Annotated in this window: 16 protein-coding genes; 7 read left to right on the forward strand and 9 right to left on the reverse strand. The window is 72.3% G+C overall.

Annotated features, from left to right (window positions below):
- Positions 1-162 precede the first annotated feature (162 nt).
- From IO39_RS18290 to IO39_RS18305, 4 genes are all read left to right on the forward strand, one after another.
- Positions 163-1518 (forward strand): HD-GYP domain-containing protein, encoded by a 1356-nt coding sequence (locus IO39_RS18290; RefSeq protein ID WP_052423047.1) that lies wholly within the window; start codon positions 163-165, stop codon positions 1516-1518.
- Positions 1515-2810, forward strand: coding sequence for an HD-GYP domain-containing protein (locus IO39_RS18295; RefSeq protein WP_052423048.1), 1296 nt, complete (start codon positions 1515-1517; stop codon positions 2808-2810). Before IO39_RS18290 ends, IO39_RS18295 begins: the two co-directional genes overlap by 4 nt.
- 214 nt (positions 2811-3024) lie before the next feature.
- Positions 3025-4386: an acetyl-CoA carboxylase biotin carboxylase subunit gene (locus tag IO39_RS18300; RefSeq protein ID WP_043624613.1), complete on the forward strand. Its 1362-nt coding sequence runs from the start codon at positions 3025-3027 to the stop codon at positions 4384-4386.
- 41 nt (positions 4387-4427) lie between these two features.
- A complete protein-coding gene (locus IO39_RS18305; protein ID WP_157548539.1) occupies positions 4428-4640 on the forward strand; it encodes a biotin/lipoyl-binding carrier protein in 213 nt (70 codons plus the stop codon).
- Here IO39_RS18305 and IO39_RS18310 read toward each other — a convergent pair.
- Positions 4630-5019: a thioesterase family protein gene (locus IO39_RS18310; RefSeq protein ID WP_043624272.1), complete on the reverse strand. Its 390-nt coding sequence runs from the start codon at positions 5017-5019 to the stop codon at positions 4630-4632. The two genes, IO39_RS18305 and IO39_RS18310, sit on opposite strands and share 11 nt — an antisense overlap.
- A gap of 254 nt (positions 5020-5273) precedes the next feature.
- On the opposite strand from IO39_RS18310, the gene IO39_RS18315 reads away from it, so the two are divergent.
- Complete coding sequence (locus IO39_RS18315) at positions 5274-7031, forward strand: serine/threonine-protein kinase (protein WP_043624279.1); 1758 nt, start codon at positions 5274-5276, stop codon at positions 7029-7031.
- Between the two features lie 3 nt (positions 7032-7034).
- Here IO39_RS18315 and IO39_RS18320 read toward each other — a convergent pair whose 3' ends face one another.
- The 6 genes from IO39_RS18320 to IO39_RS18345 form a co-directional block, all read right to left on the reverse strand.
- Positions 7035-8681 (reverse strand): acetolactate synthase, encoded by a 1647-nt coding sequence (locus IO39_RS18320; protein ID WP_043624281.1) that lies wholly within the window; start codon positions 8679-8681, stop codon positions 7035-7037.
- Positions 8682-8739: 58 nt separating this feature from the next.
- Positions 8740-9516 carry a DUF4097 family beta strand repeat-containing protein gene (locus IO39_RS50740; protein ID WP_052423049.1) on the reverse strand — a complete coding sequence of 259 codons (777 nt, stop codon included), beginning with the start codon at positions 9514-9516 and terminating at the stop codon, positions 8740-8742.
- The gene (locus IO39_RS18330; protein ID WP_043624283.1) at positions 9513-10169 is read right to left on the reverse strand and encodes a response regulator transcription factor; all 657 of its coding nucleotides are present in this window, start codon (positions 10167-10169) and stop codon (positions 9513-9515) included. The genes IO39_RS50740 and IO39_RS18330 overlap by 4 nt, the downstream gene beginning before the upstream one ends.
- The gene (locus IO39_RS18335) at positions 10160-11320 is read right to left on the reverse strand and encodes a sensor histidine kinase (RefSeq protein WP_043624285.1); all 1161 of its coding nucleotides are present in this window, start codon (positions 11318-11320) and stop codon (positions 10160-10162) included. The genes IO39_RS18330 and IO39_RS18335 overlap by 10 nt, the downstream gene beginning before the upstream one ends.
- 186 nt (positions 11321-11506) lie before the next feature.
- Entirely contained in the window at positions 11507-12223 is a 717-nt protein-coding gene (gene bioD, locus IO39_RS18340; RefSeq protein ID WP_043624290.1) for a dethiobiotin synthase, read from the reverse strand.
- Positions 12220-12939, reverse strand: a complete 720-nt coding sequence (locus tag IO39_RS18345) for a GntR family transcriptional regulator (RefSeq protein WP_043624292.1) — start codon at positions 12937-12939, stop codon at positions 12220-12222. Before IO39_RS18345 ends, bioD begins: the two co-directional genes overlap by 4 nt.
- Positions 12940-13446: 507 nt before the next feature.
- Between IO39_RS18345 and IO39_RS18350 the strand changes: the two genes are divergently transcribed.
- Positions 13447-14916 (forward strand): PAS domain-containing sensor histidine kinase, encoded by a 1470-nt coding sequence (locus IO39_RS18350; protein ID WP_043624297.1) that lies wholly within the window; start codon positions 13447-13449, stop codon positions 14914-14916.
- Positions 14917-15070: 154 nt separating this feature from the next.
- Here IO39_RS18350 and IO39_RS18355 read toward each other — a convergent pair whose 3' ends face one another.
- The gene (locus IO39_RS18355) at positions 15071-15325 is read right to left on the reverse strand and encodes a WhiB family transcriptional regulator (RefSeq protein ID WP_043624300.1); all 255 of its coding nucleotides are present in this window, start codon (positions 15323-15325) and stop codon (positions 15071-15073) included.
- A 269-nt stretch (positions 15326-15594) separates the two neighbouring features.
- Positions 15595-16560, reverse strand: coding sequence for a diacylglycerol/lipid kinase family protein (locus tag IO39_RS18360; RefSeq protein ID WP_043624302.1), 966 nt, complete (start codon positions 16558-16560; stop codon positions 15595-15597).
- 89 nt (positions 16561-16649) lie between these two features.
- Between IO39_RS18360 and IO39_RS18365 the strand changes: the two genes are divergently transcribed.
- Positions 16650-17033, forward strand: coding sequence for a hypothetical protein (locus tag IO39_RS18365; RefSeq protein WP_043624304.1), 384 nt, complete (start codon positions 16650-16652; stop codon positions 17031-17033).
- Positions 17034-17175 lie beyond the last annotated feature (142 nt).

Below are 17175 nucleotides of genomic sequence, written 5' to 3' on the forward strand. Positions count from 1 at the left end.
GCGTGAACCCCACGAAGTCGACATGGAGGCATGGGGATGTCGAAGGTGAAGGTCGCCCGGCTGTTCGCGGCCGTCGTGCCGGCCGCCGCGGTGGCCGGGCCGGCGGGCGGAGCGGCGGTTCCTCCTGGGGTGTCCTGGACCTGAGCACCGTGGGGGGCCGCAATGCGTGATCTGCCGTGGCCCGCAAGGGTCTATCTGGTCGCCGTGATCGCCGCGGCGGCCGCTCTCGTCGTACGCGGCGTGATCGTCTCCGGCGCGCCCGTCGCCACGGACGACCTCGACATCCTCCTGGTGCTCGCCCTGCTGTTCCTGGTGTGCGAGTCGATGCCGACGCTGCTCAACGTGGAGCAGTTCGCGGTGTCGGTCAGCTTCTCGGCCTCGCTGGCGGCCGTGGTGCTGCTCGGCCCCGAGGGCGCGGCGGTGGTGGGGCTGACCGCGGTGCTCAGCGTGCGGCCGGGGCTGCCGCTGATCAAGCGGCTGTTCAACGGCGCCCAGTTCGCCATCTGCGGCTTCGTGGCGGGGCAGGTCTACCGGGCGCTGCACGGCCGGGTGGGCGTGCCGGAGGTCAACGCCTTCGACGACCTCATCGGTCCCTACGCCGCCGCCACCGCCGTCTTCGTGCCGCTCAACATCGCGCTCACGCTCACCATGGTCAAGCTGGCCACCCGGGTGCGGCCCACCGAGGTGCCGATGCGCGGCATGGCGCAGTTCCTGCTGTCCTACCTGGGCTACGGGACGTTCGGGCTGCTGGTGGCCGGGCTGTGGGCCACCGTGGCGTCGATCTCGGCGGTGCTGGTGCTGCTGCCGCTGTTCGTGGCGCGCTGGGCGTTCGGGCAGTATCACGCGCAGCAGCGCTCCTACGACGCCACCATCGCCGCGCTCTGCCAGGCCGTGGAGACGAAGGACTACTACACCAGGGGCCACTGCACGCGCGTCTCGTACGCCTCCTCCATGATCGCCCAGGAGATCGGCATGGGTCTCGAACGCGTGCGGGCCATCCGCTACGCCGGCATGCTGCACGACGTCGGCAAGCTCGGCGTGCCCACCAAGGTGCTGCAGAAGGACGGGCCGCTCACCGAGGAGGAGTTCGCCGCGATCCAGCTCCATCCGATGCGCGGGCTGGAGATCGTGCGCGGCATCGGCTTCCTCGACGAGGCCTACGCCGGGATCATGCACCACCACGAGAAACACGACGGCACCGGCTATCCGATGGGGCTGGCCGGCGACGAGATCCCCGAGTTCGCGAAGGTGATCGCGGTGGCCGACGCGTTCGACTCGATGACCTCCGACCGCTCCTACCGGGGCGCCAGGCCCGTGCCCGAGGCCGTCGAGGAGCTGCGCAAGAGCGCCGGCACGCACTTCGACCCCGTGATGGTGGCGGCCTTCATCCGCGCGCTGGAGCACGAGCCCTGGCAGCCGCAGCGCCGGGCCGACCCGCCGCCCCCCGAGGCCGCCGGCACCCAGATCAAGGACCACGACGACCCGACCATGCCCATCCAGGTCGTGACGGGGCAATGATCGCCACAGAGCGCGTCAGGCGCACCCCGGAACGGTCGCTGAACACGGTCCTGCGCCGGCTCGACTCCGGCCAGCTCCTGCTCATCTGCGCGGCGGGGCTGGTCGCGCTGGCCGGCGTGGCCCACACGGCGGCCGTCGGGCTCGACCGGCCCGAGATCGCGGTCGGGTTCGGGGCGCTGATCGCGGTCGGCGAGCTGGCCAGGCTCACCATGCCGGGCAACCGGGAGGTCGCGCCGATCGGCGCCGCCGCCGCGCTGGGCTACACGCTGCTGCTCGACCTCAGCCAGAACCCGCTGCGCCACTCCGCGCTCCAGGTCGTGGCCGTGATCGCCGTGGGCATGCTCGCGGGAGCGCTCCCGCACCTGGCGGTGGGGCGTCCGCCGCGCCTCGACGCGATGGCCAGGCGGCTGCTCACCAGCGCGCTGCTGGCCTTCGCGTTCCGGCCGCTGGCCGACGCCCTCTACGAGCTGACCAAGCCGCCCACCAGGACCTGGTGGCCGGCGCTCGTGGTGATGGTGACGCTCATCGCGATCACCCTGCTGATCGACGTGCTGATCGCCGCGCTGCTGCGGGCCGAGCAGGTGCGCACGGCGTTCAGGGTGGCGGTGCGCGACGAGGTGAACATGGCCTTCCCGCTGGGCGCGGCCGTGGGCTCCTCGGGCGTGCTGCTCGCGCTGGCCACGCACAGCATGGACCTGGTGGCGCTGCTGGTGTTCGCCGCGCCGCTGCTGGTCACGCAGGTGGCCTTCCGCAAATACGCCGGCATCAGGGCGACCTACCTGCAGACCGTACGCGCGCTGTCGCGGGTCACGGAGGTCGGTGGCTACGTCGAGCCCGGCCACTCGCGCAGGGTCAGCCGCCTGGCCGTGGCCATCGGCAGGGAGCTGGGCATGTCCGAGCCCGAGCTGCTGGAGCTGGAGTACGCCGCGCTGATGCACGACATCGGCCAGCTCTCGCTGCGCGACCCGATCCCGGGCGGCGCGACCGTGCTGACCGAGCCCGAGCAGGCCCGCCGCATCGCCGAGCTGGGCGCGGAGGTGATCAGGCAGACCGGCGTGCTCGACCGGGTGGCCGAGGTGGTCAGCCGGCAGTGCGACCCGATCTCCGACGACCCGCCGCTGTCGAGCCGCATCATCAAGGTCGCCAACGCCTACGACGACCTGGTGGGGCCCTCGACCGACCGCGATCGCGGCGGCGCCGCGCTGGAGCGCATCCGGTTGTCGTCCGGCAGCGCGTACGATGCCCATGCGGTCGAGGCGCTCGCCCGGGTGATCGACCGCGGTCGCGTCTGACCGCCGCTCCTGCCACAGGGCGCCGCCGCCGGCGCGCCCGGCGCCCTCCCGCCAGCTGCCCGGAGCTGTCGCGGCCCGCTGCGCCCTACAGCCGGGAGTGCGCCTACCGCGTTTCCGGGCCTTCACAATTGTAGGGTTTCTACAGATCGTGCTCGTCGGATCGGTGGTTTAGGGGGAAAGGGGTCAAGGCGGTGGCGGCCATAGGGTGGTCGGCGTGCTTACTGAGACGCTCGGACCTGTTCTAGTCGCCAACCGAGGGGAGATCGCGCGGCGGATCATCCGCACGGTCAAGCGGATGGGCCTGCGCGCCATCGCGGTCCACTCCGAGGCCGACGCCGACCTGCCGTTCGTCCGCGAGGCCGACGAGGCCGTGCTGATCGGCCCCGCCAACCCCGCGCAGAGCTACCTCGACGTCGCGAAGGTGCTGGAGGCGGCGCGCGCGACCGGCGCGCGGGCCGTGCACCCCGGCTACGGCTTCCTCGCCGAGAACGTCGCCTTCGCCCGCGCCGTGATCGAGGCCGGGATGGTGTGGATCGGCCCGTCCCCCGAGGCCATCGACAAGATGGGCGACAAGATCAACGCCAGGAACCTCATGGAGGCCGCCGGCGTGCCGGTCGCCGCGGGCACCCGGGAGCCGGTCACCGACCTGTCGCTGGCCCTGAGGGCCGCCGAGTCCATCGGCTACCCGGTCATGGTCAAGACCGCGGGCGGCGGCGGCGGCATCGGCATGAGCGTGGCCCACGACGAGGAGGGGCTGGCCAAGGCGTACGAGCAGGCGGCGCGGGCGGCGGCCAGGTTCTCCGGCGACGGCGACGCCCTCGACGGCCCGGCCGTGCTGCTCGAGCGGTACATCGAGCGGGCCCGCCACGTCGAGGTGCAGATCCTCGGCCTGCCGGGTGGCAAGGTGCTGGCGCTGGGCGAGCGCGACTGCTCGGTGCAGCGCCGCCACCAGAAGGTCGTCGAGGAGTCCCCCTCGCCCGGCATCACGCCCGAGCTGCGCGAGCGCATGCTGGCGGCGGCCGCGCGAGCCGGCGAGGCGGTCGGCTACCTGGGCGCGGGCACGGTCGAGTGCCTGGTCGACGCCGACAAGCAGGACTTCGTCTTCCTGGAGATGAACACCCGCCTCCAGGTGGAGCACCCCGTCACCGAGCTGGTCACCGGGCTCGACCTGGTCGAGCTGCAGCTGCGCGTCGCGGCGGGCGAGAGCCCCGAGGTCTCGGCCGAGCCCAGGGGACACGCGATCGAGTTCCGGGTCTACGCTGAGGACCCCAAGCGGTTCTTCCCCGGGCCCGGCAAGATCACGGCCTGGGACGAGCCGACGGGCGACGGCGTGCGGGTGGACTCCGGCTACGAGTCGGGCAACACGGTCACCCCGTTCTACGATCCGCTGATGGCCAAGCTCTGCGTCTACGGCTCCGACCGGGCCGAGGCGCTGGAGAAGGGCCGCAAGGCGGTGGCCGAGTTCGTCGTCGAAGGACCGAAGAACAACCTGCCGTTCTGTGCGGAGCTGCTGGAGAACGCGGAGTTCGTCACCGGCGACTACGACACGGGCCTGGTCGCGCGAATGCGCGCCTAGGCCGCATGAGATTGTTGGAACAGTGAAAGAGGGGAGCCCCGGTGGCTGAGGTACGCGCCGAGATGGTCGCGAACGTGTGGAAGGTCGTCGTCAATGAGGGCGACCAGGTCTCCGATGGCGACACGCTGGTCATTCTCGAGTCCATGAAGATGGAGATCCCCGTGATCTCCGAGGACGACGGCGTGGTGGCGCAGCTCAAGGTGGCCGAGGGCGACGTGATCCAGGAAGGCGACCTGATCGCCGTCATCGAGTAGCGCGGGCGAGGAACCTGGCACGATCGACCACCACGCGCTCGATCGTGCCCTTGCCGACCACGGCCGGCTCGTCGCGCTCCTCGTGCGCCTCGAAGGCGAAGACCAGCCGCCGGCCGTCCACCTCGGTCAGCTCGACGCCGACGCGCACGCGGGCGCCGAGCGGGCTGGCGGCCAGGTGTTCGAGCTCCACGCGGGTGCCGACGGACGTCTGGCCGGGCGCGAGGTGCCGCTCGACGGCGCGCACGGTCGCCGCCTCGGCCAGCGCGAGCAGCCGGGGCGTGGCGAGCACGGGGACATCTCCGCTGCCGATCTTCTTCGCGGTGTCGTCCATGTCGACCACGATGAGCAGGTGGGCGCGCAGACCTGGTGCGAGCGTCATGGGATCAGCCTAAGGGGATCGGAATTTCCGTACGGTCGCCGTGCACACTTCCCAGAAACGCGGACAAGTATGGGCAGAAGGCTCCAGGATAGGGTTTGTACGGCTTGAGGCATTTAAGTGGCGTCTGGGACAAGTGAGTCGTACACTCTCTGAGTTCCGTGACCACTGTGTTATCCGACCGCGACAAAACTCCGCTTTGTTGGAGATCCGCGGGGTGGGAGACGGTTTCGGACGTAGGGGGTAACGGGGGAATCATGGTGGCCCAAGGGACGACGCTGGCGGGGCGGTATCGGCTGGACACCCGCATCGGCGCCGGTGGCATGGGCGAGGTGTGGCGAGGCGAGGACGTCGTGCTCGCCCGCACCGTCGCCGTCAAAGTGCTGCTCCCCGGCCGCATGCAGGACCCCGGATTCGTCGCCCGCTTCCAGGGGGAAGCGCGGGCGATGGCCACGATCAACCACTCCGGCGTCGTCGACGTCTACGACTACGGCGTGAGCGGCGACACCGTCTATCTGGTGATGAAGTTCGTCGACGGCGAGCCGCTCGACCGGCTGCTGGCCAGGCTGGGGCGCATCCCGCCGCAGGCGGCCATGGAGCTGATCGCGCAGGCCGCCTCGGCGCTGCAGGCCGTGCACGACCAGGGCATCGTGCACCGCGACGTCAAGCCGGGCAACCTGCTCGTGCAGCGCGATGGCACGCTCGTGCTCACCGACTTCGGCATCGCCCGCTCCGACATCGCCAGCCGGCTCACCGACGCCGGCATGGTGCTCGGCACCGCCGCCTACTGCGCGCCCGAGCAGGCCGAGGGCGCGCCCGTGACGCCCGCGGTCGACATCTACGCGCTCGGCGTGGTCGCGTACGAGTGCCTGGTGGGCCAGCGGCCGTTCGACGGTGACAGTGCGGTCACGATCGCGCTCAAGCACATCCGCGAGGCCCCGCCGCCCCTGCCCCAGGACATCCCGCCCGCGGTCCGCCAGCTCGTGGAGATCGCGCTGTCGAAGGACCCGGCCAGGCGCTACCCCAGCGCCAGGGCGATGAGCGAGGCCGCCAAGGCGATCGTCAGCGGGCAGACGCCCGCCGTGCCCGACCTGGCCACCGGCGCCACGATGGCGCCGCCGCCGGAGGCGTACCAGCAGCAGAGCCAGGCCTATCAGCAGCAGGGGCAGCCCTACCAGCAGGGCCAGGGCTACCAGCAGCAGGGGCAGCCCTACCAGCAGGGCCAGGGCTACCAGCAGCAGGGGCAGCCCTACCAGCAGACCGGCCAGCCCTTCGCGCAGCAGACCGGCCAGCACGACGCCGACCCCTACAAGACGGGCGCCAGGCTGGCCCACGAGGACACGGCGGTGGCCGAGCGGCGCGGGAGCCGGCGCGCGGCCAAGGCGCCGCGCAGGACCGGGCTGATCGCGGGCATCGCCGCGGCGGTCGTGCTCGGCGCGGGCGCGACCGCGGTCGCCCTGACGGGCATCCCCACCCTCGGCACGCCGGAGCCGACGTTCAGCTACGACAACCAGGCCAACGCGCGGGGGCAGCGCGAGACCAAGCCGCCGCAGCCCAAGGAGAGCACGGCCGAGCCCGAGCCGGATCCCGAGCCGACGACGCAGGAGCCCAAGCAGCCTGAGCGGCGGCCGGACCTCAGGCCGACGAGGGACGAGGAGCCCGAGCCGACGAAGACGCCCACGACCTCGCCCTCCACCAGCCCGTCGCCGTCCAAGTCGCCCAGCCCCACGCCGTCCAACAGGGTGCTGGTGCCGGCCGTGGTCGGGAAGTTGTTCACCGACGGGCAGTCCATGGTCGAGGGCGCCGAGCTCGTGCCGGTCCTCGACGACCGCACCACCACCACCGACGGCCTGCGCTGCGGCAGGATCAAGCAGACCGTGCCGGGCGTGGGGAAGCCGGTGGCGAAGGGCTCGTCGGTCACGCTGGTCGTCATCGACAGCGTCTGCCCGGGCGACGGCTCGCCGACGCCGACCCCCTCCGCCACGCCCACCACCACGGCCACGCCCAAGCCGTAGCGCTCACACCCCCGTCGTGGTGCGGGGGTAGGCGATCCGCGGGTCGGTGGCGATGTTGACGAGGTAGGGCACCCCGGAGTCGAACGCCCGGCGCAGCGCGGGCCCGATCTCCGACGGCTTGGTCACCAGCTCGCCGCCGCCGCCGAGCGCGGTCACGACCTGGTCGTAGCGGCACTGCGGCTGCAGCTCGGCCGCCACGTCATAGCCGTACAGGAGCTGCATGGGGTGCTTCTCCAGGCCCCAGATGCCGTTGTTGCCGCAGATCATGACGACCGGCAGGCGGTGGCGTACGAGGGTGTCGACGTCCATCAGCGAGAATCCGGCGGCGCCGTCGCCCAGCAGCAGCACCACCTGCGAGGAGGGCCTGGCCAGGCGGGCGGCGATGGAGTAGCCCAGGCCGGTGCCCAGGCAGCCGTACGGGCCTGGGTCGAGCCAGTTGCCCGGCTGGCGTGGCTCGACGTATTTGCCCGCGTAGGAGACGAAGTCGCCGCCGTCGCCGATCACCACGGCGTCGTCGGCCAGCACCTTGCCCAGCTCGCCGTAGATCCGCATCGGGTGGATCGGGTCGGAGTCGGCGGCCAGCAGCTCGGCGTCGCCGGCGATGGCCGCGGCGGCGGCCTCGGACAGCTTCGACACCCACGACGCGTACGCGTCGGGCTTGACCCCGGCCTCGCCGCAGGCCGTGCCGAGGCTCCAGAACACCACCGACAGGTCCCCGGCGGCGGAGGCGGCCGGCTGCATGTGGGTGGCGAGCTGGGAGGGCGCGTCGGCGATGTGCACCACCCTGGCCGGCGGCGCGCCGTCCTTGCCGCCGAACCAGCCGTAGCCGAGGCGGAAGTCGAGCGGCGTGCCGACCACGATCACCAGGTCGGCCTGGGCGAAGGCCAGGCCGCGGGCCCGGGTGACGAGCAGCTCGTGCCCCGAGGGCAGGATGCCGCGGCCCTGCCCGTTGGGGATGACCGGCAGTCGCCACGTCTCGGCGAAGTCGCGGGCGGCCTCCTCGGCGCGGTCCATCCAGACGTCGGAGCCGTAGACCAGCACCGGGCGCTCGGCCTCCGCCAGCAGGCGCGCGATGCCGGCCAGGGCGTCGGGGTCGGGCTCCAGCGGCGAGGGGCTCTGCGTGTGCACCTCGTGGGCCGGGGAGGGGGAGAACAGGTGGTCCATGTAGACGTCGAGGAAGACCGGGCCCCGGTGCGGCGCGACGGCGGTGCGGAAGGCCAGCTCGACGTCCTGGCCGACGGAGTCGGCGGCGCTCGCGGTGAACGCCAGCTTCGTGATCGGGTCGAGCAGCGGCGGGTGGTCCATCTCCTGCAGCGCGCCGCTGCCCCAGCGCGACTGGGGCGCCCGCCCGCCCAGGACGACCACGGGGGAGCCGTTGAAGTGGGCGGTGGCCACGCCGCTGACGCCGTTGGTGATGCCGGGCCCCGCGGTCAGCACGGCCAGCCCGGGTTTCCTGGTCAGCCTGGCCGTCGCCTCCGCGGCGAAGACGGCGCTCTGCTCGTGGCGTACGTCGAGGATGCGCATGCCCTCGTGCACCGCGCCGTCGTAGAGCGGGAAGACGTGCCCTCCCGACAGGGTGAACATGGTCTCGACGCCATAGGCCTTGGACACGGCGACGGCGGCGTCACCGGCGTGCTTCGCAGACTCCATGCGGGGAACTTACCAACCAGTCACAAAGGTAAACAGTCTTTGACCATGGCAATCGGCGTCAGCGGCAGCACACGGTCACGGTGCCGCCGCCGGCGCCGGCCACGATCCGCCGGGCCGCGCCGGCGCGCCGCCGCACGTCGACGGTGGTGTTCTCGCCCGTGGCCGTGACGTCGTAGACGCCTTCGCGCACGGTCACCCTGACGTCGCCGGCCGTGCGCACGATCGCCCGGACGTCGGTGGGGGCGCCCTCGAAGTAGAGGCTGACGTCGCCCGAGCCGACCTCGACGTCGGCCCGCTCGCCGCGCAGCCCCTCGCCGGTGAAGCTGCCGGTGCCGGCCCTGGCCCACACCTCGCCGGCGGCGCCCTCGACGCGGACGTCGCCGGAGACGGAGGTCAGGCGCAGGTCGCCGAAGAGGTCGCTGACCCAGAGCCCGCCGCCGGCCGTGTCGGCGGCCAGATCGGTCTCCGGCGGCACGAGCAGCGTGTACTCGGCCTCGCACAGAGGGCCGTCCGGCTGGTCGGAGCCGGGGCAGGTGGCGTCGAGCAGGAGCGTGCCGGTGGCGGAGTCCCAGTCCTCGGTCACCGTCGGGCGGTCCTTCGACCACTGCATCGAGCGCTGGAGGAGCAGCTCGCCCGCCCGGCCCGCCATGACCCAGACGTGCACCTGGCCCCTGCCCGTCTTGACCCGCAGGCCGCTGCCCTCGAACGGGATCGACCTCATGGCCCGGTCGGTCGGGGTCCTGCCGGCGGCGAAGGCGCTCCAGAGCAACGTCGTGGACAGGGCCAGCGCGATCACGGTCACCACCGCGCCCGCCGTCAGCCACAGACCTCTCATGGCAGGCTCCTGATCTTCAGGAACTGCAGGACGGCCAGCACCCGCCGGTGGTCGCCCTCGGCGGGCGGCAGGTCGAGCTTGGTGAAGATGTTGCCGATGTGCTTGCCCACGGCCCCCTCGCTGAGCACCAGGGCCTGCCCGATGCCGGCGTTGGAGCGGCCCTCGGCCATCAGCCTGAGCACCTCGTGCTCCCTGGGCGTCAGCCGCTCCAGCGGGTCGCTGTTGCCGCGCAGCAGGAGCTGCGCGACGACCTCGGGGTCGAGGGCGGTGCCGCCGGAGGCCACCCGGCGCAGCGCGTCGATGAACTCGGCCACGTCGGCCACCCGGTCCTTGAGCAGGTAGCCGACGCCGCCGGTGGCGGCGGAGGCGAGCAGCTGGGCGGCGTAGCGCTCCTCGACGTACTGCGACAGCACGAGCACGGCCAGTCCCGGCTGCTGGCGGCGCAGCACGAGCGCGGCCCGCAGGCCCTCGTCGGTGTGCGTGGGCGGCATGCGCACGTCGGTGACGACCAGCTCGGGCTTGTGCTCCTCGGCCGCCCGCAGCAGGCCCTCGGCCTCGTCCGCGGCCGCCACGACCTCCATGCCCGCGGCGGCCAGGATCCGGATGAGACCCTCGCGCAGCAGCACGGAGTCCTCGGCGAGCACTACTCGCACGGCAGTTCCACCTCGATCGTCGTCGGCCCGCCCAGCGGGCTGGACAGCCGCAGCGTCCCGTCCACCGAGTCGATGCGCTGGGCCAGGCCGCGCAGCCCGGTGCCACCGTCCATCCTGGCACCGCCGCACCCGTCGTCGTACACCAGCACGTGCAGGCGGTCGTGCGCCCGCCGCACGCTCACCTCGGCCTTGGTGGCCGCCGCGTGCTTGGCGATGTTGGTCAGTGCTTCGGACACGGTGAAGAACGCCACCGCCTCGATGGTAGGAGTGGTACGCCGCTCGATGTCGACGCGCAGTTTCACGGGGAACGGGGCGCGGGCGGCGACGCCGGACAGCGCCGCGTCCAGGCCCTGGTCGTTGAGCACGGCCGGATGCAGGCCGCGGACGAAGTCGCGCAGCTCCTTGAGCGCCTGCTTGGCCTCCTCGTGGGCCTGCTCGATGGCCTCGCGGGCAGGCTCGGGCAGGTCGGTGAGGGTGGCCCTGGCCAGGCCGAGGTTGAGCGCCAGCGACACCAGCCGCTGCTGGGCCCCGTCGTGCAGGTCGCGCTCGATCCTGCGGCGCTCGGCGTCGGCGGCGTCGATCACGCCGGCCCGGCTCTCGGTCAGCGTCTCGATGCGCTGCCCCAGCTCCGTACGGCTGGGCCCGAGCAGCGTGCGCGCCACCGACAGGTCCAGCGCCGCCATGCCGCGGGCCAGCACCGGCGCGAGCAGCAGCAGCGCCAGGCCCACCAGCATGAAGGCCGCCACCACCTTGCCGTCCCTGAGGTCCAGCGGGAACTCCAGCGGCGGCTCCTCGATCTTGGCCGGCAGGAACGCCAGCAGCCCCACCACCGCCCCGCCCCACGCGAGCGCCACCAGGACCGCCCCCACCGCGCTGACGGCGGGCGACAGCAGGTGGTAGCCGATCTGCCGCCAGGTGGCCTGCTCGCGCCAGCCCACCGGGGCGGGCACGGGCGGGATGCGGGCGCCGAGGAACGCGTCGAACCTGGAGCGCTGCACCCCGGTGAACCGCGGCACGGCCCGCAGCAGCAGCGGCGGCGCGACGACCAGCACGCCGGTCAGCGCGCCGAGCAGCACGCCGACCGGCACACCGATCATCAGGTGGGCCGTGTCACGCCAGGCCCGTGCCGACCACGGACGGGGGACCTTCATGCCCCCAACGGTATTGACCGGCGGAGAGGACACGAAATGGGTCTGGTGTGCGGATGCATGGTGGGGCTAGCCCCACCCCCGGAACCGATCGGGGGCCACTTCTCACGGGGCCGCACGGAACGCGAGGCGCGGGATGCTGCCAGGGGCACGGGGTCCGGGAGCGCCAGACGCGCGTGGCGCGGCCTTTCAGGCGCCGTGCCGGTGCCGGAATCCGGCCGGGTCGAAGATGCCGCCCAGCGTGGCGCCCAGCCCTTCGCGGGCGGCCTCGGCGAACGCCCGCCGCCCGAGCAGCCCCGCCCCTTCCGGCAGGGCGCCCGCCAGCGGCCTTGCGGCCAGCATCTCCAGGTCGGCCAGGGCGCTGCGGGCGGCCGGGCCGGGCGCGGCGGGCCAGCGGCCGATGACGACCCCGGCCAGGTCGAGCCCCCGGTGCGCCAGCGACTCCAGGGTGAGCGCGGTGTGGTTGACGGCGTCGCGGTCCGGCCGCACCACCACGAGGACCTGGGCACGCAGCGCGCGGGCGAGGTCGGCGACGGTCGCGCCGTCCTCGTCGTAGCGGTCGAGCAGCCCGCCGGTCCCCTCGACCACCACCAGCCGGTTGCTCTCGGCCAGCTCGCGCACCAGCGCGGCGGCCCGCGTCAGCGACACGGGGGCGGCGCCGGCGGCCCTGGCGGCCGCGGCGGGCGGCAGCGGGCCGGGGAAGCGGCCCAGCTCGAACGTGGTGGTGACGCCGGACAGCCGGATGACCTCGTCCACGTCGCCGGGCCGGTCGGGCGCCAGGCCGGTCTGCGCGGGCTTGACCACGGCCGCCGCGGACCCGCGCGCCAGCGCCAGCGCGGCCAGCGCCGCCGTCACGACCGTCTTGCCCACCCCGGAGCCGGTGCCCGTGACGACGAGGACGCTCATGGGCGGCGCAGGCGGGTGACGAACTTGTAGCGGTCGCCGCGGTAGAGCGACTGCGCCCACTCGACGGGGTTGCCGTCGGCGTCGAAGGCGTGCCGGGTCAGCAGCAGCATCGGCAGGCCGACGTCCACGCCGAGGGCCTTGGCGTCGTAGGGGGTGGCCAGGACGGTCTCGATGATCTCCTCGGCGTCCGTCAGCCGTACGTTGTAGGCGTTGTGCAGGGTCTCGTACAGGGAGGCGTGCACCTCCAGCTCGCGCCGCAGCCGGGGGAAGCGGCGCGCCGACAGGTGGGTGGTGTCGATCGAGACCGGCTCGCCGTTGGCGAGCCTGAGGCGGTGGATGCGCAGCACGCGCCCGCCGGGGTTGATGGCCAGCCGGCGCGCGAGGGCCTCGTCCGCGGTGATGTAGCCGATCTCCAGGATCTTGGTGTCCGGCTCCAGCCCGGCCGTGCGCAGATCCCCGATGTACGAGGTGAGCTGCAGCACCTGCGCCACCTTGGGCTGCGCCACGAACGTGCCCTTGCCCTGGATGCGCAGCAGCCGCCCCTCGACGACCAGCTCGGTCAGCGCCTGCCGGACCGTGGTGCGCGAGGTCTCGAACCGTACGGCGAGCGTGCGCTCGGGCGGCAGGGCCGTGCCGGGGGGCAGGGCCTTGGTGAGCTCGAGCAGGGCCCGTTTCACGTCGTAGTACTTGGGAACGCGGGGGCTGTCGTCTGTCACGCTCTCACCTTCACTTCTGCCACGGCGGTGAGGGCGTGTGTGATCACCGCGAGATCATCGGAACTCACATTGGCCCGAGTGGTCAACCGCGGGCTGGGGCGGCCGACCGGCGCCGGGCGTGCGCGGGTGTGGTCACACGCGGGTCCGGGCAGCTCAGGTTGATGGTGAAGGATATCCACAGCGACGCGCGCGATCGCAACCGAGGCCGCTCCGCGCGCCGTGTCGCGGAAGAACCACCTGATCGTGCGGATCACCTCCGGCTCGCTCGGCGTCGCCCGTCCCTGGGCGGGTGCCGCCGCGCCACTGTGACGGTTCTCACAATATGAGATTTCGGGATAAGTCCAGTTGGGCGGACGATGTCGTATCTGCATTGACTGTGCGACTGCTTGCCAGTGCAGTCCCGTCTTGCGGTGTTATCTACCCGATGGGCGAAGTGTGCCCGCAACCGCGCCCGTCCTACCGAGGGTCGGTTTGGTTGTTGCGGGGGAAAGCACGCATGATGCACTCGTGCCGACTCTCAGCGACCTCGTAGCCCGCCACACCGCGCTCGACGAGGCCGACCTCGACTGGTTGCACTCGCTGGTCTCCGACTGGCAGCTGCTGGCCGACCTGTCCTTCGCCGACCTGATCCTGTGGGCGCCGCTGCTGGGGGAGAGCGGCTGGATCGCCATCGCCCAGATGCGCCCCACCACCGGCCCCACCGTCTACCACGACGACATCGTCGGCAGCGTCGCGGCCAGGGGCGAGCGCCAGCTCATCGACACCGCGTGGAACGAGCGGCGGATCTGCCGCGAAGGCGACCCCGACTGGTCCACCGGCGTGCCCGTGCGCGAGGAGACCATCCCCGTGCGCCGGGCGGTCGACGGCGGCGAGGGGCGTTTCCTGGGGGTCATCCAGCGTTCGACCAACCTGTCCTCGGCGCGCACGCCCTCCCGGCTGGAGCTGACCTACCTGCAGAGCGCCTCCGACCTGGCGCAGATGGTGGCCGAGGGGCGCTTCCCGTTCTCCGGCGAGGAGCCGATCCTGGTGCGCTCGCCGCGCGTCGGCGACGGCCTGCTGCGGCTCGACCGGGCCGGGCGCGTCACGTACGCCTCGCCCAACGCCCTGTCGGCCTACCGCCGGCTCGGCCTGCACGCCGACCTGGTCGGCGCCGAGCTGGGCCGGGTCACCGCCACGCTGTGCTACTCCGACGAGCCGATCAACGAAGACCTGATGATCGTGGCCAGCGGGCGCGCGGCCAAGGAGACCGAGGTCGAGTCGGGCGGCACGATCGTGCAGCTGCGGGCCATCCCGCTGATCGTCGGCGGCGGCCGCATCGGCGCGCTGGTGCTCATCAGGGACGTGACCGAGCTGCGGCGGCGCGAGCGCGAGCTGATGACCAAGGACGCCACCATCCGCGAGATCCACCACCGGGTCAAGAACAACCTGCAGACCGTCGCCGCCCTGCTCAGGCTCCAGGCCAGGCGGCTGCAGGTGCCCGAGGGCAGGGAGGCGCTGGAGGAGGCGGTGCGCCGGGTCGGCTCGATCGCGATCGTGCACGAGACCCTGTCCCACGCGCCCGAGGAGTTCGTGGACTTCGACGAGATCGCCGACCGGGTGATCGCCATGGCGGGGGAGGTGTCCTCGCCGGAGGTGGCCGTCACGCCCCGCCGGGTGGGGGAGTTCGGCGTGCTGCCGTCGCTCATCGCGACGCCGCTGGCCATGGCGCTGACCGAGCTGCTGCAGAACGCCCTGCAGCACGGACGGCCCAAGCGGCTGCAGGTGGTGGTCGAGCCCGCGACGGAGCGGCTCAACGTGACCGTCTGGGACGACGGGCGCGGCCTTCCCGAGGGCTTCGACCTCGACAGCTCCACCAGTCTGGGGCTGCAGATCGTGCGCACGCTGGTCGAGGGGGAGCTGTCCGGGCGGCTCGCCATTGAGCCGCGCCAGGAGGGCGGCACGGAGGTCGCGTTGTCGATCCCGCTCCCGCAGGGCTGAGACCGGCGGCGCCGCCCGTTCCGGGGGCAGGGTCCTCGGGTCGGACGGCCGGGGGTGTCCGGCGGCCCCGATCGGTCGGTCCGGGCCTGTCGATCCGGATCAGCCGGTCCGAGTCGGGCAGTCCGGGTGGGTCGGTCCGGGTGGGTCGGTCCGGTCAGGCGGTGGCGCGGGCGCGGGCACGCGCGGTGCGGCGCTTGAGCGCGCGGCGCTCGTCCTCGCTCAGGCCGCCCCAGACGCCGGCGTCCTGGCCGGACTCAAGAGCCCACTTCAGGCAGGCATCGACGGCCGAGCAGGAACGACAGACCTGCTTGGCCTCCTCGATCTGCATGAGGGCCGGACCGGTGTTGCCGATCGGGAAGAACAGCTCGGGGTCCACGTCACGGCAGGCAGCTCGGTGGCGCCAGTCCATGCGTCCACTCCTTAGTAGATGGAGCCTCTGGTCGGCTCCGTGCGGCTACTACTTTGTGAAGAGTTTCACTAACTGGTGCGAACAATTACCCGGCTCCTGTGAGGACCGGGGTCGTCCGCCGACATCCGGAGGGCCTCGGGGTTAAAGGTCCTACGTTCGGACGTCACGGTTGAGCCTGTCAGCCACGGAGAGTGCACGCAAGGGGGTTGGTGGGAAGTTTTGCCGGTTATGGATGTCGGATGCGTCACACAATGACCGAATGTAACCAGCTAGACCAGAACTTGTAATGCGTTCGGTGTAGACCGGAATGTTACGGTTTCCCGTTCGCCCAGGTAGTCCCCGTCCAGCTGAAAGGCCACGGGGCGGTCGGCGGTGAGGGTGATCTCGGCCTCGTCGTGCAACTGCACGAGGTGCCGGCCGGACGGAAGGATGTCACTCTCCGTGAGGATGTGACGGATCACACTCGCGAGCGTCAGAGGCCCCATGCGCCGCAGCCCGAGGAGGTCGAGCCCGGTCTCGAAACTGGCCCACGGGGTTGGGCGGACCGGCCGGCTGCCCACGTACGTCCATGGTGAGGTGTTGGAGATGATCGCCATGAACACGCCTCCGGCCGCCGGGATGCCGGGGCCGGTCACCGTCATCGCGGGATGCCGCTTGTCCGTGGCCAGATAGTGGCGCAGAGCCGTGTTCACATACCGTGTGGGGGTAGCCTTCCTGCCGGTGCCCCTCAGGCCCTCCACGGCCCGTACAACCTCTGCGTCGTATCCCATGCCCGAGCAGAAGGTGAAGTAGCGGCTCTCGCCCTCCCATAGGGCCTGGCCCAAACCGACGGTCCTGCGCCGGCCCTCTCTGAGCGCCTCCAGCACCTGGCCGGTGGACTCCACGGGGTCGTTCGGCAGGCCGAGCGCGCGGGCGAAGACGTTCGCGCTGCCGCCGGGGATGACGATGAGCCCGGGCCGCCCGGCGCTGGGGTCGGCGCCGAGCGGGAGCGGCTCGCCGTTGACCGGGTTCAGCAGGCCGTTGACGGTCTCGTTGATCGTGCCGTCGCCGCCGAGCACCGCCACCACGTCGAAGCCCTTGGCCCGCGCGGTGGCCGCCAGTGACGCGGCGTGGCCGCGGTAGCGGGTCTCCTCGACCGACAGCTCCACGGCCGCGCCGAGCGCGCGGATCAGCACGTCACGCGTGCGGGCGTTGGTGGTCGTCGCCTTGGGATTGACCAGCAGCATTGCGCGCATAGCGCCAGCGTAGCCGGTGACCTTGTCCGGCTTATCGGCCGAACGTCCTATTTTCCGGACCGCCCGGCCCGGGAGGTAGGGTACGGACCGTGAACGGTCGCCCGCTTACCCTCCTCATCGCCGCCTCCGTGGTCGCCCTGGAGGGGCTGATCGCGCTCGGTCTCGGCGTCTTCGTCGCGGTGGAGACCCTGACGGGCCGGCCGGACGACCTGACCACCGCGCTGGCCGAGGCGGTGTTCGGCCTGCTCATCGGCGCCGGCCTGCTCTGGGTGGCCGGGGGCGGGCTGCTGCGCAAGGAGCGGTGGGGAAGGGCGCCGGGCGTGCTGACCCAGATCTTCATGCTGCCGGTCGGCGGCACGCTCATCACCTCGGGCCAGGCGCAGCTCGGCCTCCCGCTGATCGTGGTGGCGCTGGCGGGGCTCGTGACGCTGCTCGCGCCGCCCACCACGCACGCGCTCTACGGCGACGGTTAGCTGTCTCCACCGGTCGGCCGTCTCACGGGTGCCCGCCTCACAGATGGCCGTCTCACGGGTGCCCGCCTCACCGGTGGCCGCCTCGCAGATGGCCGCCTCCGCCGGTACGGGCCGGCGGGCCGGTCGTGCGTCAGTCGTCGTG

This window comes from Nonomuraea candida, from assembly GCF_000725485.1.
Lineage (GTDB): Bacteria > Actinomycetota > Actinomycetes > Streptosporangiales > Streptosporangiaceae > Nonomuraea > Nonomuraea candida.